Below are 20,474 nucleotides of genomic sequence, written 5' to 3'. Positions count from 1 at the left end.
TGGACGCGCTCACGCGCCCCGAGCCGAGACTCACGTGACCTGCTGGACCTGCCACAGCTGGGCGGCCGTTCGGTTGCACGTGTACAGCTGCGTGTCGACGCCGTCGTCTTCCTTGGCGCCGGGGACGTCCAGGCACATGCCGTCGGCGTGCGCCGGCTGCAGCTCGTACAGCTTGCGGACGGGGTCGACCAGCATCAGCTGCCAGCGCTGATGCTCCTTGCCCGCGCACGCCCACTGCTGGATGACGGAGCCGGGCTTGGTGCCGCCGTTCTCCACTTCGAGGCACTTGCCGCTGAGGACGGAGCGCAGTTCGAAGCTCCCGCCCGCCGTGGCGACGGCGGTCCACTGCTGGGCGGTGGTGCCGCCGCAGGTGTGCTGCTGGACGTGGATGCCGTTGGTGGTCTTGCCGGCTTCGATGTCCAGGCACTTGCCGCTGTGGGCGGCCGTGAGTTGGATGACCGTCTGCGGCATGCCGACGCGGGACTTGGCCTCCTGCGCCGCGGCGGCCGCGTTGAGGGCGGCCTCGCGCGCCGCCGCGGCGGCCTCGCCCGCGGCGGTGCGGCCGTCGGGGCTTCCTTCGGCATACACGTCGGTCGCGGTGCCGGCGAGCACGGCGACGGTGGCGCTCACGGCCAGGGCGGCCCTGATGGTCCGAATGATCCGAGACATGTTGGGATCTGTTTCCTTTCGCGTGTTCAGGGTGCTCAGGCGGCCGTGATCGGCTGGAGGCGCCACTTCTGGGAGGCCTTGCCGTTGCAGGCCGACAACTGCGCGCTCGCACCGTCCTCCTTGCCGGAGGCAGCGATGTCCAGGCAGCGGTTCACGTTCGGCGGGGTGTGGGCGGGTCGCAGCTCGTACAGCTCTTTGGCGATGTCGACCATGGCCAGGCGCCAGCGCTGCTGCGGCGCCTCCACGCACCACCACTGCTGGACGAGCGTGCCGGCGCTCGTGCCGGAGTTCTCGGCCTCCAGACACTTGCCGCTGTGCACGGCCCGCAGCTCAAAGGTGCCGGCGCCGGTGGGCACGAGGTCGAACCGCTGGTTGTCGGCGCCGTCGGCACACGCGGACTGGACGGCCTTGGCACCGTTGCGCAGGCTGACGGCGGGGATGGCGAGACATTGACCGGTGTGCTCGACCTTGAGCTGTACGGCCGGCGGGGCCGCGGCGATCGCGGCGACCGGGGTGGGCTGCTCGTCGGCGACGGCAGCGGTCACACCGCCGGCGAGCACGGCGACACTGGCCCCGACGGCCAGGACGGATCGGACGATCCGAGACATGGAGGGTTTCCGTTCTACTCAGGTCTGCAGGAAAGGAATCGGCCGACTGCGATCAGGGCGCGAGCGGGGTGGTGAGCTTCCAGGACGCGTCCTGGGTGAAGTCCTTCTCCGCGTCGTAGCGGTTCTTGCCGCCCGCCTTGTTGGCCGCGTACAGGTCGCCCCAGTACTGCCGCAGGAAGCGGCCCGGCCGGCTCGCCGACTCGAAGGACGTGCCGGAGCCGCTCAGACCCTTCTTGGCACACCAAGTGGCGTCCTTGCTGAACTGCACGCTGTCGTCGTTCGCGATCATCTTGACCCGCAGGTCCTGTTCGGCCAGGTAGTAACCGGGCTTGCGGGCCGACTCGAAGGAGTAGCAGCCCGGCTGGCCCCCCAGCGCGGACACCACGATCCAGGTGGCGTCCTCACGGTCGGCCTGCTGGGAACTCACCGACACCGGGGCGAGGAACGCCTCGCCGGCATCCACGCCGGACTGCCGGACGATGTAGCCGACCGGCTTGCCGCTCGCCGGCTGCAGAGACTGCCGCTTTGCCCGGTACAGGCTGTCTTCCTTGAGGAACCGCGCGACCTCCTCGTCGCTGCCAGCCAACGCCTTCTTCGCGACCGCGACCAGGTTGGGGTTCATCCCGGTCTTCTCGGCGGCGGTCTGGACCTGCAGCGCGAGCCGGCGGTTCGCGGCGGCGACGGTCTTGCGACGCGCCTCGGCGTCCTTCCTGTACGCCTCTTCGGCGCCAGTGTGGATGAACTGCCTCCACACGGCCGGATCCGGGCTGAGGACCGCGCGCTGCGCCGCCGCGAAGAGCTCGCTGTCCTTGAAGTCGGCCGGTGCGGTGCGCAGGAGTTCGCGGATGAAGTTGTCGTCGCCGAGGGCGAGCATGGCCTCGGACGGCGTGAGGCGGAACAGGGCGGCGCTGTCGATACGTGCGGCGAGCTCCCTGCGACGCTCGGCCTCGGCGCGGTTCTTCGCCTCCAGTTCCTTCAGCTCGTTGGCCACGTCGCGTCGGTGGGCCTCACGGGCGCCGTTGATGATGAACTCCTGCCAGGCGGCGGCGTCACCGGCCAGGGCCCGCGCGGCGGCGGCGCGGACCTCGGGCCCGGCGGCTTCGTGGCGCATGACGGCGCGGATGAAGTTGTCGTCGCTCAGTTCGAGCAGGTCGGGGCCGTTCGGGATGCCGACCGCGATCAGTGCCTGGGACTTGGCGAGGCGGGCCGCGCGGGCGGTGTCGGCCTTGTCCTTCTCGCGCTGCTTGTCGACGGCGTACGCGGCGTGGATGCCGGTGGAGATGAACCGGATGTGATCCTCGGCCACCTCGCTCATCATGGCGGCCTCGGCTGCCAGTCGTACGGACTCGAAGTTCTCCCCGCCGTCCCGGGCCTTCTGCCAGAGCGCGTGGATGAAGTCGTTGTCGCTGAGCAGCAGTACGTCCGGGCCGGGTTCGAGGCGCACCACGGAGGCGGCGTCCACCCGCTGCTTCTCGGTGGTGCCGATCCCGACGGCCGCGGACACGGTGCCCGACGGAGCCGCGACGGCGAGGGGCGCGGCCATGCCGGTGACGGAGGCCAGAGCTGTTGCGGTCACCAGTCCTCGGGTGACCGCCATCCGCACGCGGGCGGAGTTCGAGTGGTGCTTCTTCATACTGTTTTCGGATCCCCCTGTTAGCTCCCGCACACAGTTACTGAGGGCGCGGGGCGGCCGGAGGGGCAGTCTTGAAGATCGCAAAGAGACCGTCAAAACGGATTTGCTGATTCCTGTCCGATCAGGAAACACATTTGCACATCCATGCGTTACTTTCCGCCAAACTTCGACCACAAGTCGGCTTGCCTGGATTAGCGAGCGCTCCAACCGGACACCGGAAAGGTTGATTCCACGCGAAGGACTACACGGACCGAGTCGCCACGCGACACTCCCCCGGTCCCCGCGCCCTGATGGCACAAGGGCCGCGGCGCTCCCAACGCTTCCGGACCGCCTCAGCCGCACCACCGCAGGAGAGATGTAAGGGAAATGTGTGCAGTCACACACCGGATCATCGGGTATCACGGGCGGAGTACAATCCGCGCCTTTCAGCGACTCCCGCAACGCGACACACCGACCGCAACACGCCGACGAACTATCGTACTTGCTGCCGGGACAGAGCCCGATTGCCCGCGTGACCTTCTGGGCCTCGCCGGTACGGTCAGGTGCCACGGCGCTTGACCGCTCCCAACCTCCTGGCCGCGCGAGAACCAACTTCCCGCGCCTCCTGCTCGATTTCTTCGGCAAAGGAATACGGAGCGCTTCGGGAAGCTCAACACCCAGGCCATGGCCGAACGAGACGGGGCTCGCTAGTCCAGGACCCGTTCCCCGACCTCGTCGCGGCCGCCATCGAGCAGCTTCCCCACGGTCTGGTCCTGGACGGTGGGCTCCTCGTCTGGGATCCGGCGGAAGGCCGGCCGTCCTTCGAGGCGCTCCAGCGCCGCCCGCCCGCGCCCGCGGCGCCGCCGCCCTGGCGACTCGAACCCCCGCCTGCTCCGTTTTCGCTCTTCTCCAAGCCGACGGCACCGAGCTGTTGCACCTGCCCTATCGGGAGCGTCGCCGAAGGTTGGAGGGTGCTGTTCGCCGCGCGCGGCCTGACGTCGGCGCAGAGGTCGTACGGGCGGGAGTCGGGTCGTAGCCGACCGGCGGATGCCAGTCGGGGCCGGGCAGCGGGAGAATCGGGTCGCGGCGCAGGTGGATACGGACGGTCTCGGCCACCGTCTCCGGCAGGTCCAGCGGGCCGCCCCGAGCGGCTCGGCAGGGTTGTTGGAGCCGTCGGGGGCACTGCGGCGTACTGCCAGGCGCATTCGTCGTCCCACAGGATCAGCAGCTGCTCGCCGTGATGACGATCTGGCGTAGCTCGCCGCCGTCGGACCAGGAGTTTGGGGGCGGGCAGTCCGGCGTGTTCCACGGCGTAGGCAACAGCTGCGGCGTACGCGTCACGGATGGTGTGGTGGCCACGGCCAGCCCGGGCGTAGATCTCCTCGGTGAGGCGGCGCCGCACGGCCGGCCGCAGGCCAGGGATGGTACGACGCACCGAAGGGGGCAGGGCGGCGACGCCGGCTACATCGAGTACCCAAGCCAACCAGTACTGAGCGCGGAACCGGCCTGCCTACCCCTCATCGATCTCCCGGTCGTCTGCATCGTTGGCGCGGTCGATCTCGGCCATGTGCTCCTCCGCCCAGGTCCGAAGCCCCGCCAGCGCGGCTTCAAGGGACAGCCCGAGTCTGGTGAGTCGGTAGAAGACCCGGGGCGGTACGGTCGGTTCGACCCGGCGCGACACCAGCCCGTCGCGGGTCAGGCTTCGCAGCGTCACGGACAGCATCTTCTGCGAGACGCCGGGCATCCGGCGTCTCAGCTCCGCGAAGCGCACCTCGTCCGGTGCGGCATCAGCGAGCGTCTTGACGGCCATGGACGTCCACTTCGTACCGATGCGGTCCAGCAACTGCCGCGTCGGGCACCGGGGATCGAACAGATCACCGCGTACCCCACGACCGGCGGCCCGGGCTCCCGGCGTGGTCACCTGTGGCTCACCACCTTCCCTGAAGGTGCCGTCTAGCAAGCGATCGGACGGTTACCTATCGTTCTGTGGTCACCAATGGTAACCAGTCGCAGGAGCCGCCGCCATGCCCGTCCCCACCACACACCAACTGCGCCGCATCACGACGAACGGCGTCCAACTCAACGTCGCAATCGCAGGGGACGGACCCGCAGTTCTCCTGCTGCACGGCTTCCCGCACACCTGGCAACTCTGGAGCGGCATCATGGGCCGACTGGCCGGACGGTACCGGGTCATCGCCCCGGACCTGCGAGGCCTTGGTGCCAGTGCACGTGCCGTCGAGGGTTACGACGCAGGCACCCTCGCAGCCGACGCCGAAGGGCTGCTCGACGCACTCGGCGAGCCCTCCGCAGCAGTGGTCGGCATCGACGCGGGCACCGCCCCCGCCGTCCTGCTCGCGCTGCGCCGACCCGGCCTCGTCCGGCGCCTGGTCGTGATGGAAGCACTGCTCGGCCGCCTGCCCGGAGCAGAACACAGCGTCGCGGGCGCCGCCCCGTGGTGGTTCGGCTTCCACGCAGTCCCCGGCCTCGCCGAGACCGCCCTGGCCGGCAACGAGGCCCCGTACGTCGACTTCTTCCTCGACTCGGGGACGCTCGGGCGAGGAGTACCCGACGACATCCGCGCGGCCTTCGTCCACGCGTACACCGGGAGCGAGGCTCTTCGCTGCGCGTTCTCCTACTACCGGGCCCTGCCCACCAGCGCACAGCAACTCCAGGACACCGTCGCGACGGCTCGACTGACCATGCCCACCATGGCCGTCGGCTCTCACCCCGTCGGCACCGGGCTCGAACGCCAACTCCGCCCCATCGCCGATGACCTGGTCGGACACCATCTCCAGGACTGCGGCCACATCATCCCCCTCGACCGCCCCGACGCATTGTTCGCGCTCCTTGCCCCCTTCCTCTCCGCCGATCTGCCGAAGTGACTGAGCCTTCTCCATCCTCCTGCGGAGGCGTGCCGAAGAACGAGGATGGCCTGGACGACCGTGGTGATGCTGTACCCCCTTCATGGAAGTGCGGGCCGCCCTCAGCCGGGGGCGGCCCGCTTTCTGTATTCGCCGACTTCTGGGCGCGGCGGTCGCGCTGACCGGGGAACGTTTTCCCAGTGATCGGCTCGGAGGCCTTGCGTTGACGGAGTGTCTTCCACCACGCGGTCCGGGGCGACACCGACTCGGTCACCGCCACCATCGATCGCCTCCGAGTCCTGACTGTGGGTGGCGACTACCGGTTCTACGTCGACATCGCCCACCACATGGCAGACCTGCCTCCTGCCGGACGATCGACCGTTCGGTGGATCGGAGGCGAATACAAGGCCCGCGCCGGCCGGCAGACCCTTCGCCGGGCCCGACAGGAACAGCAGTACCCCGGCCGCTGACCGTGGACGTACAGCGGCCCCGAACCAGAGCGCAGGTTCGGAGCCGCAGAAGAGGCGGGGCTCGGCCGGTGATGGTCAGCCGCGGTTGGGGCGCTGTCCGACAAGCTGGGTGAGCAGCGCGATGAACTGGGCCTGGCTCCGGTCGAACTCCTCGTCCAGGTCCTCACCCTTCTGGTCGAGGTTGCGATCTGGAGGCGTGCCGCGGTGAGGTCGGACTTGATGATTCCGAACTCGCGGTGGCAGCCCACCGCCAGAAGACCGAAGCCGCCCTCAAAGGGTTGGCGGTTCAGCGAGCCAGTGGCTACCGGCGGCGGAGACGGCCATGTGCCTATGTCAGGGTGTTGTCCCGGGGGCCGCGATCTGGGCTGGGCCGGCTGGTGGTGAGGGCGAGCAGGCCGTGATCGATAAAGGTGACCATCCAGGTGAAACTGTCGTCGACGGACGCGTCGATCTGGAACCCGGCGGCGGCCTCCAGGGTCGCGAAGCCGTGCAGGACGCTGCGCAGCATCCGCATGGCGTGGATCTCCTGGCCGGGATCCAGCCGGTATCCGCGCAGCATGGCCGCCCAGGAGGCGAGCACTTGCTGGACGGCCGGGATGAGCGGGTCGTCGGGGCCGGTCGGGCGGGCGGCGTTGCCCGCCGCGTACCGGCCGGGATGTTCGCGCACGTAAGTCCGCATGGCCTGCGAGCCGGCGGCGAGGGCATCACTGGCCGCCCGGCCCTGGGTGGCGTCCCGGATGGCATCACTGAGCTCCGTCATGGCCAGAACGGCGATCCGATGAGCCACGTCGGCCTGGCTGGTGACGTGCTTGTAGAGCGAGGGAGTCTTGATCCCGAGCCGCTCGGCGAGCAGGCTCATGCTCAAATGATCGAAGCCGACCTCGTCGACCAGCGCGGCGGCGGCCTCGGTGACCAATACCGGGGTGAGGCGGGCCCTAGGCATTGGCCAGGGTCTTGGCGAGGAAGGGCAGGGCCAGGTCGAGGACCTTGTCGGGCGTCTGTGTGTGCGGGTAGTGGCCCGCGCCGTCGATGACAACCAGCTCACCGAGGCCCCGGGGCAGGTCGGCGATGATGCGCTCGCCCTCCGCTCGCGGGACGGCCCAGTCCGGGTCGGCGCTCCCTTCGATCACCAGCACCGGGCAGGTGACGTTGGGCAGCTGCGCACCTGCGTCGCTCGGGTTGGACTTGGACATGGCTTGCAGGACCTCCATCCGGCCGGGTTCGCTCATCTTGGCCACGATGCGCGCAAGCTCACTGTCCCAGTCGGCGGGCTTGGTGGGGAACGCCACGTCGAGGTACTTCTTCCAGTTCGCCAGACTTCCCCGCATGATGACCTGCGCCAGTTGGAGGTAACCGGCTCGGAAGCGCTTCACCTTGATCAGCCCGCCGAGGTCGAAAGACTGTGCGCGGGTGAACGGCGCCAGCTCGATGACGCCGGTGATCGCCTCGGGCGCGGTGGCGGCCGCTATGGTCGCGGCACCGCCGCTGATCGACTGGCCGATGATCACGGCCGGGCCGCCGAGGTGGCGCACGAGGGTGACGAGGTCGCCGGCGATGTCGGTGCGGCTGTAGCCGTCCCAGTCGAGGCTGGAGTCACCGCAGCCGCGGATGTCGACGTTGGCGACCCGGTATCCGGCGTCGGCCAGGGCCGGTACGAGGAACCGGTAGGAGTGCCGGCTGTCGCCCATGCCGTGCGCCAGGACAACCAGCGGGCCCTGCCCGGTCACGTCGTAGGCGAGCGTGTTGCCGGCGATATTCAGGTGCTCGGTCATGACATCCTCCATGGCTAATGTTGTTAGCTAACAGCTAACGGCATTAGCTGAAGCCCGTCAAGGCGCATGCGGCTCGGTTTCCGTAACGGTCCGGCGCATGCCTGCCCACGCGCCGCACGAGGCCGAGCGTCATGCCCGACGTGCAGACCTCCCGACGGGGGCTGATTACCTCTCCATCGGACGCGCGAAAACCTGCGCTGGCTGGGGTAGACATTGGGTGGTGGCTGTGGTTATGGTTTCTCTCGTAGCCCAGAGAGACCGCAAGGCCCGGCAGAGACGAACTGCCGGGCAGCAGTACCAGTAGTCGCAGTACGCAGGACGGTGCGGTGGCGGAGTTTCGAAGCCAGAGCGGTTGCAGGACGGCGACGGGACTGGCGACCGGACCGGGTGGCCCGCAGTCATCAGGGGCCGCCGACAGCAGTTGACGCGGTGGCAGTACCCGGCAGTGAAGTGAGTGGTACCTCGGTGAAGGCGTCGGCTGCGGGCGCGCACCGGGAGGTTCGGCAGTGGGGTTCCAAGCCAGAGCAGACGCACGATGGGCGACGGGGCTGGCTGCCGAAGAGTGGCGCTCGGTGAGGCCACATGCAGTACACGCAGTTCGCAGTACCAGCAGTATCGAGTGGAGCAGCACCAGCAGTTCCAGCAGTATGTAGTCCCCATTTGGTAAGCAGTTGATCCCGAGGGATGAACGGAGGAATTGGCGCCATCAGGATCGCCCGGACGGATTGTCGAGTCCGGGTACCGCAGGACATCGATAGTGAGGTGGTCTCCGGTCAAGCAACCGCGATCCCCGCACCCCCGACGAAGCTCAGGTCGGGCATGCGGAAACAGAAGGCCGACGCGGTATCAGGGTCGGCAGATGGTGTAACAGTTCCTTCGGGGCCCCGGTGCCATAGGCGCCGGGGCCCCTCAACGCGTTTCACAGAGAGGTGCAATGACGGCAGAGACCCCGACCGGCCCGCTGGGCGGTCACCTGGACGACGATGACTATCCCGCCTACACGATGGGTCGGGCGGCCGAGATGCTCGGCACCACCCAGGGCTTCCTTCGCGCCATCGGAGACGCCCGCCTGATCACACCGCTCCGCTCCGCGGGTGGACACCGCCGCTACTCCCGCTACCAGCTGCGGATCGCGGCCCGCGCCAGGGAACTCGTCGACCAGGGCACCCCCATCGAGGCCGCCTGCCGCATCGTCATCCTCGAGGATCAGCTCGAAGAAGCGCAGCGCCTCAACGCCGAATATCGCGCTGCCGCCGCGCCGGTGACGGACCCGCCGCCGGCGGACTGAGACGGTATGTGCCCGCCGGATACCGGCGGGTTCGCGTACCGATGTCGTGGTGCGGTCCGGGGGGCGTTTCCCGTGGTGACGGAGCGTGCCGGCCTGTAGCGTCTGCGTCAGCTGTCGTGGTTCGGGAGTTCCCTTTGCCCACGCCTTCGGCGTGGGCGTTCTGCTGTGCCGGGTCGCAGGAACCAGGGCGATCACTCCGCTTTCCCGTACATCGTGGGAGGCGTTCATCGACTGGAAGGCCTGTGTCGCAGCGACGCGTGTCGCCCTGACCCCGGTTGGGGGTACAGCATCACCACGGCCATCCTCGTTCTTCGGCTCGCCTCCTCGGGAGGATGGAAAAGGCTCACTGGTGACCTGTGACAGCAAACCTGGACCGATTGCCACTGACCCTGGACCACTGCGTCGTTTCTGACAGCGCAGTTGGACCGTCGCAGGTCAGCGCCGGACAGGGGTACATGCGTCGACGACCGCTGTTCAGCTGGCGGGCGGCTCGGGCGATATGCCGACCATCGCTTTCTCGTACCAAGCCCAGAAGTCGATCAGGCTCCCGTGGTCTGCTTCAAGTTGAGGCACGATCTTCGAGTCGTGGCCCGGCAAGAACTTTCCGCCAGCCGGCACGCCCCCGCACCGGCAGCCGCAGGGGCGACTCTGATTGTCCATCGTCATGGTCAGCATCCTCCCGCGCGACCGACCGATCCCGCCACTGTCTCGGTGTCAAAGACCAGCGTCGGCGACACCCATTCCCTTTGTGGCCCCTTTCGTGCCTGCCCGTACGGGTCCTTCGTACACGGAAGCCGGCAGATGCTGCAGCGACTTTCTGCTCGATCAGGCCGAGAGGGTCGTAGAGCGCGGCGGGGGTCTCATCGGGCGCCCGACGCGTCGTCAAAGTCGGCGGCTGCCCTCTCGCCTGGACTACGAAGGGCAGGGGTGTGTCCCGGGCGGCTGGTGCCCTCCGGGACACGGGTTGGTCATGGCCGCCCGCTCCGGGAACCGGTCAGGTAGCGCTGACTCATCCCCTTGATCACCAGGCCCTCGACGCCTGACAGCTCGGTCCAGGTCTCCAGCCATTCCCGGGCCTTGACCGCATCGGTGGTCATCGGGCACAGCGTCCATGGAGCGGTCAGAGCACAGGCCGCGAAGAGGACTTCCAGGCGCCGGCGGCGCTCCCGGTACGGCAGCGCGAGCAGTTCGACGCCATCGGCCTGGAGGATGTCGAACGCCACGAAGCAGGCCGGTGTCCGGGCGGCCAGGGTTGCGACGTTGCGGGCGCGGGCGGCGGCCCGGCGCTGCAACGCCTCGAAGCCGAGCCGGCCCGCCTCCGGCTCCCGGACGAGCAACTCGCCGTCCAGGGGGTGGCCGCGTAGTGGCACAGCAACTTGACCCTGCGCCAACTCGCGCCGCTCTTCGAAGTGTCCGAGTCCACCGCCGATCGCGTCATCGACCACCTCGGCCCCAGGCTCGCGCAGGCGCTTCGCCAAGGACGCGGTGCTGATCGTGGACGGGACGCTGGTACCCACCCGCGACCACCAGGCCGCCGAGCAGTCGAAGAACTATCGCTACTCGACGAACCACCAGGTGGTCATCGACGCCGACACCCGCTTGGTCGTGGTGGTCGGCCGGCCGCTGCCGGGGAACCGCAACGACTGCCTGGCCTGGGTCGAGTCCGATGCCAAGCGGGCGGTCGGCAACACTACGACGATCGCGGACGGCGGCTACCTGGGCACCGGGCTGATCATGCCGCACCGCCGACGCAAGGGCGAGGAACTGCCCGACTGGAAGGAGGCCCACAACAAGAGCCGCAAACGGATTCGCGCCCGCGTCGAGCACGCCTTCGCCCGTATGAAGACCTGGAAGATCCTGCGCGACTGCTGCTTGAGAGGCGACGGTGTACGCCACGCGATGCACGGTTGCCCGCCTGCACAACCTCGCCCTCACGGGATGACTCCCGCCGCATGCGGGACCTGAGAGGCCCGCGGGAGACCGGCCTTGGGGAACAGCGGGGCAGCCGATATCGGCTGCCCCGCTGTTCCCCAAGGCCGGAGACGGCTCCCCACCTCGCAGTCTCGGAGGAGAATCAGGCGAGGCAGAACTCGTTGCCCTCGATGTCCTGCATCGTGATGCACGACTCGTTGACGCCATCGGCGCGCTGCGTCAGCACGTGTTTCGCGCCGAGCGCCATCAGCCGCGCGCATTCGGCCTCGAGTGTGGCCAGGCGCTCCTCACCCACGAGCCCGGCGCCGGCCCGCACATCGAGATGCACCCGGTTCTTGACGACCTTGCCTTCGGGAACTCGCTGGAAGAGCAAGCGTGGGCTCACACCCGAGGGATCAGTGCACGCGAAGTAGATCTCATCCTCGGGCGGCAGCGAGCGGTGGTACTCCTCCCACGTGGCAAAGCCCTCCGGGACCGTCGGTACGACGTACCCCAGCACCTCGCACCAGAAGGCGGCGAGGCGCGCAGGCTCCGCGCAGTCGAAGGTCACTTGGAACTGTTTGATCGTTGACATCGGCGCACGATAACAGGGGCCCGGCTCATCTCCCCAGGTCGGGAGGTCCGCACGTTGTCGGGAGGAGGTGTCTGCCACCCGCTGCCGTGTCGTGCGGTCGCAGGGGTGAACCGAGGTCAGTGCCTCCCCAAAGGGAACCTGGGATGCGATCCCGGCCAGCCACTCTCGCGCTGCCAAAGATCGGTTACGGGACAACCCTCTGCCGCCGCGCGCCAGACGCGGACCGTCGCGATGGCCTCGGCCAGGTCGGCGATGGGGGCTTCCAGGACCGCGTCGAAGCGGTTGAGGCGTACGTGCGCCTCGACCTCGGCCTCCCATCGCAGGACGTCGGGACGTGCCCGGACACCGGACGTGAGGTCGTTCTCGCGCATGAGGGCGTCGTACTGGGGGTGGGCCTCCTTGTAGAGGTCGCGGCCGACCAGTACCGCTCCGCCCCGTCGGCTAAGGACCGCGAGCAGAAGGTCCCAGTGTCGGCGGCTCGTACGACGCGAAGGCGGGTCTTACGACTTCGGTCCTGGTGTGATCGCGTAATCGACTGTCACCTATTCCTGAGCAAGCATCGGTTCGCCATCACCATCTGTGATCGTTGGGGGTATCACGCAAGGGCCTCCCTAACGACACAGGTCCTCTCAACCCAGCCCGCCGGACGAGTGACTGGGTCACGCCGCCCTCTCCCGAGATTTTTGCCGATCGGCACACTCCCTGGAGCCCCGTATCACCGCAGCCCCGCGCGCCTCACATCCTCGGGGTTGCGGGGCTGCGGTGATGGAAAAGCGTGCCCTTGCTGCTCTCATGGGTGCCTTCCCGGTCCTTCCCCTGGGACGGCGTCCATCGGTAGTGATGTGGTGTCGACCATCACGGGAGTGCTCTTGCACGTGCGAAAAGAAGAGAGAGACAGGGCCGACGGCCCTGAGCACCTGCAGCGTCCCCGACTGCCGGGGCCCGCTGCCGGAATCCTGGCGCTGCAGCGCGCGGCGGGTAACACCGCTGTGGCGCGCATGGTCGGTCAGGCCCGGGACAAGCCCTTTCCGAAAGAGTCGGAGGTGCGACAGGAGGAGTTCCACCGGCTGGCCACCGGGGATCGGAACAATCTGTCCCCTGCTCAGGCACACGACCTCCATGTCACCGCGGTCGGCGGCTTGCAGAGCGACTTCGAGAAGCCCTCCGACTACGACGCGACCATGCGACGCGCCGCCGAGCAGGTGCGAGCGGCGGAGGCTTTGCGGGTGCGCGGGACGTCCGAGCGCACGGCCGGCGCGTTCACGGTGAGTGTGTCGGTGCGCAACCTCGGCGGCCTGAACGCGCTGATGGGACACAACGGCGCCGACAGCGTGCTCGACACCTTCACGCGCTGTGTTTCGTCGGCCATGGACGAGGTCGGCGGAAGCGTCTCGAAATTCCGATTCGGTCCCAACCTGGAGTTCGTCGTTGTCGGCGACGAGGTGCGGCGCAGCCACATCGAGGCACGGTTGATGGCCGCTCAGGCAGAGATCCAGAGGCAGGCCACGGTCGGCGGTCTCGACGAGGTCGCACACCCGAAGTACCAGCGCGACCTCGCCGAGAAGGGGAGCGGAATCCGCTACGACATCCGTCCGATCAAGTCCGCCGACGTTCCTGCCGACGAGGAACGAGAGGCACCTGCCACGCCGAGCCACGGCCGGGGAACCGCCTTCAAGAGTTCCGCCCAGGAACGCAAGGAGAACTTCCTCAGGACGGCTGTGGACACCTACGGGCTCTCTCCGGACGGCGCCGCCGAGCTGCTGGCCGGCAGCGGCGCGGACGAGGTCGACGAGCTCACCGGGTTCGACAAGGCGGCCGATCGGCGCCTCACGCTGAGCAATGCCGTCCGACACCTGGCCAAGACCGGTGCCAGGGGCGTCTATGTCGAGGTCGACCTGCGCAATCTGGGCGGACTGACGAAGGAGCGGGGCAGGCAGCGGGCCGACGAGGTGTACGCGGCGATGTCGACGATGGCCGAGCAGGCGGTGCTGGGCCTGGACGCCGACGTCTCCCGCTTCCGCCACGGCGGCGATGAGTTCAGCTTCGTCCTCGTGGGACGCGATGCGACACCGAGTGCGGTGGGCGCGGCACTGACCGGGGCGCAGCAAGCCATCCGGCGATACGTCGAAGCTCGGGGTCTCCACGAGATCGAACACCCGAAGCATCCGAACGACCCCGGCAAGCGCGGTACCGGCATCATCTTCGGTGTCGCGCCCATCACTCCTGCCATGGAGAACGTGGACAGCGTCGTCAACGGCATCCTGTCCGCCGCCGACCGGCAGGTGGAGGCCAAGAAATAGCCTCCACGCGGCTTCCACTCCCTGGGCTCGGCGTAGTGCGGGGAGCGGGCCTCGCCAGCGTCGGTCGTCCAGTGACCGGCAGTGCGGCTGATCAGACGTTTCCGGGCAACCGACGTCTGGCGCAACCCACACGACGCGCACCACCGGCCGCTCCGGCACGACGTGCTCAGCGATGAGGACGCGGCTGTGCTGTTCGAGGCGTCCTACGAGGGGTCCGTCTCCGCCGACCCCGAGGAGCCGACCGCGGGCACCGTCGCGGGCCTGCTCGGCGTCGGGCTCTTGGTCCGCGCCGACGACGGCACCGCCGTCCTGGCCGACGACGTCCGCTATAGCCTCCGCCTCGCTGACGCCAACGAGGCAGCGTGGTTGTCACCGACGAGGCACGCGGCTTGTCACAACTGTTCATTCAGCAATCTGCCTGTCACCGGTCCCGCGGGCGGCGGCTGGAGGGGTGCGTAGCCGTGGACGTTCTCCTTGGGGCCCGAACATGATCAGATACTCGACCGGTCCGGTGGATCCGGCGTTTGCGACTCCGTGGGGGGTACGGGTGTCGAACTCGACGACGTCTCCGGCAGTCAGGACGAGGTCCTGGTTGCCGAGGGCGAGCCGCAGCCGCCCGTACAGGACGCACAGCCACTCGTAGCCCTCGTGGGACACCTGTCGGGGCCGTCCGGGTGACTCTGCGGCGGCAGGCAGGACGTGCTTGTGGGCGTGCAGGCCGCCGACGTACGGGGTCAGCGGCAGCACCGTTTTGTCGTCGCCTAGCCTGTGCGGCGACGTGCTGCGGGGCTCGGCCGCGGGGGCGGGGGCGGGGGCGCGGGCGGGTGCGGTGCCGGTCAGCTCGTCCAGGGCGACTGCGTATTCCTTCGCCAGATGCAGCACCACCTCCAGGGTGGGCTTGCGCCGGCCGGTCTCGATCCGCGACAGCGTGCTGGGCGAGATGCCGGTCGCGCGGCTGACATCGGCGAGTGTGACGCCACGGCGCTCGCGCACGACCCGCAGCCGCGGACCCATCGCCGCCAACATGCGGGTCACGTCGTCACCTGCCACCGTCCCCGTTCCTTCCCGTCGTACCGCTTCACCGCCCTGTCCTGCCATCTTGCCAGAATGGCAACACCGATCGCGTCGACTGGCCGCGGCGCCGCATGATCGATGGGTTCCGCCGACCGCCCGCGAACCGAGGAGAAGTCCCCATGCGATCCGAGCAGACCGCTGCACTCCGCCACCGCACCGTCGAGTCCCCAGCCGGGCGCCTGCACCTGGTAGAGCAGGGCACCGGCCCGTTGGTCCTGCTCGTACACGGATTCCCCGAGTCCTGGTACTCCTGGCGCCGCCAACTCCCGGCCCTCGCCGCGGCCGGGTACCGGGCAGTGGCGATCGACGTGCGCGGCTACGGTCGCTCCTCCCAGCCCGCCGCGACCGACGCGTACCGCATGCTCGACCTGGTGGAGGACAACGTCGCCGTCGTGCACGCCCTCGGCGAGGAGAACGCGGTGGTCGTCGGCCACGACTGGGGCTCCAACATCGCCGCCACCTCCGCACTGCTCCACCCCGGAATCTTCCGCGCCGTCGGCCTGCTGAGCGTCCCCTACGCGCCGCCCGGCGGCCCCCGCCCCACCGACGTCTTCGGCCAGATCGGCGGCCCCGAGCAGGAGTTCTACGTCTCCTACTTCCAGGAGCCCGGCCGCGCCGAGGCGGAGATCGAGCCCGACGTCCGGAACTGGCTCGCGGGCTTCTACACGGCCCTGTCCGCCGACACCATGCCCGCCGAGGACGACCCGGACCCGCACTTCGTCGCCCGCGGAGGCCGGCTGCACGACCGGTTCCCCACCGGCCCGCTCCCGGCATGGTTGAGCAAGGACGACCTTGACATCTACGCCGGGGAGTTCGAGCGCACCGGCCTGACCGGCGCCCTCAACCGCTACCGCAACATGGACCGCGACTGGGAAGACCTCGCCCCGCACCGCGGAGCCCCGCTCACGCAGCCGTCCCTGTTCATCGGTGGTGCCTTGGACGCCTCCACCACCTGGATGTCCGACGCCATCGACGCCTACCCCACCACCCTCCCCCGTCTGTCGGCCTCCCACATCCTGAAAGGCTGCGGCCACTGGATCCAGCAGGAGCGCCCCGACGAGGTCAACAGCCTGCTGACCGACTGGCTCGCCACAATTCACAACTGAAACAGGGGGGCGACCAGAGCGGCCCGGCAGTGCGTCTCGGGCGGGCTACGCCGAGGGACACACGCCGGTCTGCTTGGTAAGCCGAACAGTCGCACCGCACGTACTCCCTACGCCGGTAACAACAAGCGCGCCTGTGTGACGAATACCGTGCGTCGGCACAATATCGGTGATGGCCTCGACGAGCGGATGCAGGCCCTCGTCCGTCGCTCCGGCCGCCTGGAGCTCCAGGATCTGCTTGGCGTAGGTGGGTGAGATGTCCGTGGTGATGGAGCGCTCGCGCTCGTCGTCCGAGCTGCCCTTGCCGACGAATCCGAAGTGCGCCGTGACGTCCACCATCATGCCGCTGGCGGTGGATGCCTGTTCGCGTAACTGGGCCCTGACCTGCGGTTGCCGCTCGGATTCGGTCTCCTCCACCAGGGCGGCCTGGAGACGCTTCTGCGGGGTCGTCAGGGTCCCGGCGCGGTAGCGCTCCACCGTGGACGCGAGACGCCCAGACGCTCGGCCAGGGCCTTGGTCGAGCCCTTCGCGCGCATGAGGAGGAACTCCATCTGAGCCTTTGCGGATTTCGGTGCGGGCCGAGTAGAGACCTCGCGTTCCGCCCGTGCGAGGGCCGCCGGGACCTTGCCGCGGTCCGGGGCCGGCTGCTGTGTGTCGTTGCTCGTCACGACAGCACTCTCTGAGCCCCGACTTGTGGACAGAGTCCGCGTACGTGCAGGTCTGCGCGGGCCCTGTCGATGGTCTGTGTCTACGATCCACGAGTTGACCAGCGGCTGCGAGAAGCTCGCAGGTCAGCGGCGTGTGTGATTCCCAATTGGCCCCGAAGCCGGGGAACCGTCGGGCTGGCTTCGGAACCGCGGCGCGCGACCGGAGCCTGGGTTTTTGATCCGGTTTGATAACACCGGCCTCGGGCAGAGCACTCATCCGGTAGTTCCGAAGGAGGCCAGCAAGGGGGATCCTGCGACAACTGCGATCATCCCCGTGCTGGGCGCCCTGCTCGGTGCCTGGCGGCTGGCGCTGTGCAGCACCTCATCACGCTTTCTGCCCGCCGTGACCGTGATCGGCAAGCGCTGCCGCTGCTGTAGCCGGCCTGCTTGGTGTCGCCACCGACCATCGCCGCGCCGCGTATCTCACCGCCCACAGCACCAGCCCCGCCCGCTGGAGCCTGGTCATCGACACGCTCGCCGACCGACCGTGGCCCAGCCGACGAGTCGAGAGCAGGAGGCTCATCGGGCCAGCAGGCCCCGGATCGCCGCCGCGATCTCGTCGGGTGCCTCTTCGGCCATGAAGTGCCCGGCGCGGGTCAGCCGGTGGTCCAGGTCCGGCGCCCACGCCTTCCACACACCGGCAGCGTCGTAGCCGAGCTGCGCGCCCCAGTCCTGCTGGACGACCGTCACGGGCATGGCCAGCTGCGACCCGGCGTCCAGGTCCGCCTGGTCGTGCGTGACGTCGATGTCCGCCGAGGCCCGGTAGTCCGCGACGATCGACGCCACTGCCGCGGCGCTCGCGCTCAGGTATTCGGCACGCACCTCTTCGGGCATGGCCGTCGGGTCGTTGGCCCAGGCGTCGAGGAAGGAGCCGAAGAACGCGTCCGCACTGCCTGCGATCATCGCCTCCGGCAGGCCCGGCGGCTGCGCCATCAAGAAGAGGTGGTATCCGACCGCCGCCGAGGTGCCATGCAGGACGTTCCACATGTCGAGCGTCGGCACGATGTCGAGGATGCCCAGGTGCGTGATGGTCTCCGGGTGGTCCAACCCTGCCCGGAAGGCGACCAGGGCGCCCCGGTCGTGGCCGACGAGGGCGAAGCGCTCGTGGCCGAGCGCCGCCGCCAGGGTCACGACGTCGGCGGCCATGGTGCGCTTGGCGTACACATCGGGGTCGGTGGCCGCGGGCTTGTCGCTGGCGCCGTAGCCCCGCAGGTCAGGACAGATCACCGTGTGCTCGTCGGCGAGCCGCTCGGCGACGTGTCGCCACATCAGGTGGGTCTGGGGAAATCCGTGCAACAGCACGACCGGGCTGCCGCTGCCGCCGACAGCTGCAGCCAGCTCCACACCGTCCGCGCCGGGCAGGCGGATGTGATCGAAGCCGGGAATGGTGAGCGTCATGAGGGACCATCCTTGCGGGTCGGGGACTTGACCGGATCAGCTTGGGCGACGGCGATCAGCAACCGATCAGTACGGTTGGGCGCAGCCGGCCCCTGGCACTGAGGATGGGGTCATGCGAATCGATGTGCTCGGTGTGGTGCGGGCCCTCCGCGAAGACGGCAGCCCGGTTGACCTGGGCGGACCCCGCCATCGTGAGGTACTCGCCCGGCTCGTCGCGGCCGAGGGACGGATGGTCCCCACCGACACCCTCGTCAATGACCTGTGGACCGATCCGCCTGCCCGCGCCGTTGGCGCTTTGCGTACCTTCGTCGCCGCGCTGCGCCGCGCCCTCGAACCCGACCGACCGCCCCGCAATCCGCCGCGCGTCATCGTCACCGAAGGTCCCGGCTACGCGCTGCGTCTGCCGCGCGAGGACGTGGACGTCCACCGGTTCCAGGACACCCTGGCCCGAGCCCGCCGCAACCCCGCCGCGGTGACCGACCTCGGCGCGGCACTCGCGGCCTGGCGCGGACCCGCCTACGCCGATGTGACCGGGTCCGCATGGGCGCAGCGCGAGCGGACCAGGCTGGAGGAATTGAGGTTGGAGGGGGTGGAACTGGGCGCCCGCATCCTCCTCGACTCCGGGGAAGGGGCGGATCTCGTCGCCGAACTGGGTGCCCATGTCGCCGAACACCCGTGGCGCGAGCCGGCCTGGGGGCTCCTTGCCCGCGCGCTGTACCGCGCGGGCCGCCAGGCCGGCGCGCTTGCCACCCTCCGCCGCGCCCGCACGATGCTCGTCGACCAACTCGGACTCGACCCCAGTGCCGACCTCCAGCGCCTGGAGACGGACATCCTCAACGGGACCGCGCCTCCCGAAGACGCACGGACCTCGTGGACCGGCCCTGGTGTCCGGCTCGGCCCGCGCACCACCGTGGATCTGGCCCGCACCCTCGCACTGGCGGGCGGCGACGCCCTCGTCCACTCGCGGCGCGACCGCCTCGTCGCCATCCAGGCTGCGGAACGCACGGGAGACCTCTGCCTGACCGCCCGGATCATCGGCGCCTACGACGTCCCCGCCATCTGGAGCCGGGCCGACGACCCCGAACAGTCCCGCGCCGTCGTCGCGGCTGCCGAGCGCACCCTCACCGGGCTCGGCGCAGAGGGCCCCGCCGAACTGCGTTCCCGCCTCCTGGCCACGGTCGCCGTCGAGAGCCGCAGCGCCGATCTGTCCGGGACCGAGCTGGAGCACGCGCAGCAGGCGGCGCGTCAGGCCGAGGAGCTGGCACGGGATCTGGCCGATCCGGCCCTGCTGGCCTTCGCCCTCAACGGGATGTTCCTTCAGTCCTTCACCCGCCCCGGGCTCGCCGCGGCACGGGACCGGATCGGCGCCGAGATCCTCGACCTGGCGACCCGGCACGAGCTGCCGAACTTCGCCGTACTCGGCCGACTCGTCCGCCTACAATCCGCCTCGGCCCTCGGCAACCTCGACGCCGCGACCTCGCACGCCAATGCAGCCGACCAGCTCGCCGCCACCACCGAAGCGCCCCTCGTCCCCGTCCTCACCGCTTGGTTCAGAGCCCGGGCCACGGCCGCCCGCAGCACCGAACCCGGCGGGCCGACCGCCGCCACGGCAGCAGCGCACTACCGCACTGCCGAGGACACCCTCCGGACGGCCGGAATGCCGGGGCTGCACCGCGGCCTTTTCCCGCTCGCCCTATTGGGACTGCGCCTGCTGCACGACCGGCCCGCGCCCACCGACCCGCACCTCGACTGGGGCCCGTACAGGCCCTGGACGCGACCCCTCGTGCTGCTCGCCCAGAACCGGGGCGAGCAGGCCCGTACCGCCCTCACCGCGGCGCCCGAACCACCGCGTGACCACATGCAGGAAGCCATGTGGTGCCTGACCGCCCGCGCCGCCGTACGCCTCGGAGAACGCGGAATCGCCGCCCACGCTGCGGCTGCCCTGCGTGATGCCTCCGCAGAACACGCCGGCGCCGCCAGCGGAATGCTGACCCTGGGCCCGGTGGCGCGGTACCTGGCAGAGGCGGAGGCATGCGCCGGAGCGGGGTAAGCGACCGCAATCCGCGAGCCCCGGACCCGTCCGCGCTCACCCCACGGCCCCAGCGG

The 20,474-nt window shown here is 69.3% G+C and carries 18 protein-coding genes and 1 pseudogene; 6 read left to right on the top strand and 13 right to left on the bottom strand.

Features of this window, described 5'->3' with window-relative positions:
• Positions 1 to 30: 30 nt before the first annotated feature.
• The 4 genes from ACQEVM_RS36965 to ACQEVM_RS36950 all read right to left on the bottom strand — a co-directional run bounded on the left by ACQEVM_RS36965 (position 31) and on the right by ACQEVM_RS36950 (position 4,810).
• Complete coding sequence (locus ACQEVM_RS36965) at positions 31 to 669, bottom strand: RICIN domain-containing protein (RefSeq protein WP_433086816.1); 639 nt, start codon at positions 667 to 669, stop codon at positions 31 to 33.
• Positions 670 to 704: 35 nt separating this feature from the next.
• Positions 705 to 1,277 carry an RICIN domain-containing protein gene (locus ACQEVM_RS36960; RefSeq protein WP_433086814.1) on the bottom strand — a complete coding sequence of 191 codons (573 nt, stop codon included), beginning with the start codon at positions 1,275 to 1,277 and terminating at the stop codon, positions 705 to 707.
• Positions 1,278 to 1,329: 52 nt separating this feature from the next.
• Positions 1,330 to 2,910, bottom strand: coding sequence for an AbfB domain-containing protein (locus ACQEVM_RS36955; RefSeq protein WP_433086812.1), 1,581 nt, complete (start codon positions 2,908 to 2,910; stop codon positions 1,330 to 1,332).
• A 1,489-nt stretch (positions 2,911 to 4,399) separates the two neighbouring features.
• On the bottom strand, positions 4,400 to 4,810 hold the full coding sequence (locus ACQEVM_RS36950; RefSeq protein WP_433086810.1) for a winged helix-turn-helix transcriptional regulator: 411 nt from the start codon (positions 4,808 to 4,810) through the stop codon (positions 4,400 to 4,402).
• Between the two features lie 103 nt (positions 4,811 to 4,913).
• Here ACQEVM_RS36950 and ACQEVM_RS36945 point away from each other — a divergent pair, with 103 nt between their 5' ends.
• Positions 4,914 to 5,771: an alpha/beta fold hydrolase gene (locus tag ACQEVM_RS36945; protein ID WP_433086808.1), complete on the top strand. Its 858-nt coding sequence runs from the start codon at positions 4,914 to 4,916 to the stop codon at positions 5,769 to 5,771.
• Between the two features lie 777 nt (positions 5,772 to 6,548).
• Here the strand turns inward: ACQEVM_RS36945 and ACQEVM_RS36940 are convergent.
• Together ACQEVM_RS36940 and ACQEVM_RS36935 are read right to left on the bottom strand one after the other, a co-directional pair.
• Positions 6,549 to 7,163, bottom strand: a complete 615-nt coding sequence (locus tag ACQEVM_RS36940; RefSeq protein ID WP_433086806.1) for a TetR/AcrR family transcriptional regulator — start codon at positions 7,161 to 7,163, stop codon at positions 6,549 to 6,551.
• Positions 7,156 to 7,992 carry an alpha/beta fold hydrolase gene (locus ACQEVM_RS36935; RefSeq protein ID WP_433086804.1) on the bottom strand — a complete coding sequence of 279 codons (837 nt, stop codon included), beginning with the start codon at positions 7,990 to 7,992 and terminating at the stop codon, positions 7,156 to 7,158. Before ACQEVM_RS36935 ends, ACQEVM_RS36940 begins: the two co-directional genes overlap by 8 nt.
• A gap of 934 nt (positions 7,993 to 8,926) precedes the next feature.
• Here ACQEVM_RS36935 and ACQEVM_RS36930 point away from each other — a divergent pair.
• On the top strand, positions 8,927 to 9,280 hold the full coding sequence (locus ACQEVM_RS36930) for a MerR family transcriptional regulator (RefSeq protein ID WP_433086802.1): 354 nt from the start codon (positions 8,927 to 8,929) through the stop codon (positions 9,278 to 9,280).
• Positions 9,281 to 9,754: 474 nt separating this feature from the next.
• Here ACQEVM_RS36930 and ACQEVM_RS36925 read toward each other — a convergent pair whose 3' ends face one another.
• Together ACQEVM_RS36925 and ACQEVM_RS36920 are read right to left on the bottom strand one after the other, a co-directional pair.
• A complete protein-coding gene (locus ACQEVM_RS36925; RefSeq protein ID WP_433086801.1) occupies positions 9,755 to 9,946 on the bottom strand; it encodes a hypothetical protein in 192 nt (63 codons plus the stop codon).
• A 302-nt stretch (positions 9,947 to 10,248) separates the two neighbouring features.
• Entirely contained in the window at positions 10,249 to 10,650 is a 402-nt protein-coding gene (locus ACQEVM_RS36920) for a hypothetical protein (RefSeq protein WP_433086799.1), read from the bottom strand.
• Between ACQEVM_RS36920 and ACQEVM_RS36915 the strand changes: the two are divergent.
• A pseudogene (locus ACQEVM_RS36915) lies at positions 10,645 to 11,222 on the top strand (transposase); the annotation flags it as partial. The gene ACQEVM_RS36920 and the pseudogene ACQEVM_RS36915 overlap by 6 nt on opposite strands.
• Before the next feature lie 132 nt (positions 11,223 to 11,354).
• On the opposite strand, the gene ACQEVM_RS36910 reads toward ACQEVM_RS36915, so the two are convergent.
• Together ACQEVM_RS36910 and ACQEVM_RS36905 are read right to left on the bottom strand one after the other, a co-directional pair.
• A complete protein-coding gene (locus tag ACQEVM_RS36910; protein ID WP_433086797.1) occupies positions 11,355 to 11,786 on the bottom strand; it encodes a VOC family protein in 432 nt (143 codons plus the stop codon).
• Positions 11,787 to 11,902: 116 nt separating this feature from the next.
• Entirely contained in the window at positions 11,903 to 12,244 is a 342-nt protein-coding gene (locus ACQEVM_RS36905; RefSeq protein WP_433086986.1) for a zeta toxin family protein, read from the bottom strand.
• 387 nt (positions 12,245 to 12,631) lie between these two features.
• On the opposite strand from ACQEVM_RS36905, the gene ACQEVM_RS36900 reads away from it, so the two are divergent.
• Positions 12,632 to 14,086 carry a hypothetical protein gene (locus ACQEVM_RS36900; RefSeq protein ID WP_433086795.1) on the top strand — a complete coding sequence of 485 codons (1,455 nt, stop codon included), beginning with the start codon at positions 12,632 to 12,634 and terminating at the stop codon, positions 14,084 to 14,086.
• A gap of 402 nt (positions 14,087 to 14,488) precedes the next feature.
• Here the strand turns inward: ACQEVM_RS36900 and ACQEVM_RS36895 are convergent, their stop codons facing one another.
• On the bottom strand, positions 14,489 to 15,136 hold the full coding sequence (locus tag ACQEVM_RS36895) for a helix-turn-helix domain-containing protein (protein WP_433086793.1): 648 nt from the start codon (positions 15,134 to 15,136) through the stop codon (positions 14,489 to 14,491).
• Positions 15,137 to 15,279: 143 nt separating this feature from the next.
• On the opposite strand from ACQEVM_RS36895, the gene ACQEVM_RS36890 reads away from it, so the two are divergent.
• A complete protein-coding gene (locus ACQEVM_RS36890) occupies positions 15,280 to 16,266 on the top strand; it encodes an alpha/beta fold hydrolase (RefSeq protein ID WP_433086791.1) in 987 nt (328 codons plus the stop codon).
• Positions 16,267 to 16,311: 45 nt separating this feature from the next.
• Here the strand turns inward: ACQEVM_RS36890 and ACQEVM_RS36885 are convergent, their stop codons facing one another.
• A complete protein-coding gene (locus tag ACQEVM_RS36885) occupies positions 16,312 to 16,740 on the bottom strand; it encodes a hypothetical protein (RefSeq protein WP_433086789.1) in 429 nt (142 codons plus the stop codon).
• Positions 16,741 to 17,489: 749 nt separating this feature from the next.
• On the bottom strand, positions 17,490 to 18,368 hold the full coding sequence (locus tag ACQEVM_RS36880) for an alpha/beta fold hydrolase (RefSeq protein ID WP_433086787.1): 879 nt from the start codon (positions 18,366 to 18,368) through the stop codon (positions 17,490 to 17,492).
• Between the two features lie 112 nt (positions 18,369 to 18,480).
• Between ACQEVM_RS36880 and ACQEVM_RS36875 the strand changes: the two genes are divergently transcribed.
• Positions 18,481 to 20,418 carry an AfsR/SARP family transcriptional regulator gene (locus tag ACQEVM_RS36875; RefSeq protein ID WP_433086785.1) on the top strand — a complete coding sequence of 646 codons (1,938 nt, stop codon included), beginning with the start codon at positions 18,481 to 18,483 and terminating at the stop codon, positions 20,416 to 20,418.
• The last annotated feature ends 56 nt before the right edge of the window (positions 20,419 to 20,474 follow it).

It is taken from the genome of Streptomyces sp. CA-243310, from assembly GCF_050936775.1.
Taxonomy (GTDB): domain Bacteria; phylum Actinomycetota; class Actinomycetes; order Streptomycetales; family Streptomycetaceae; genus Streptomyces.
Note: the sequence above shows the minus strand (reverse complement) of the source record. Positions and strands in the feature narration are given on the sequence as shown.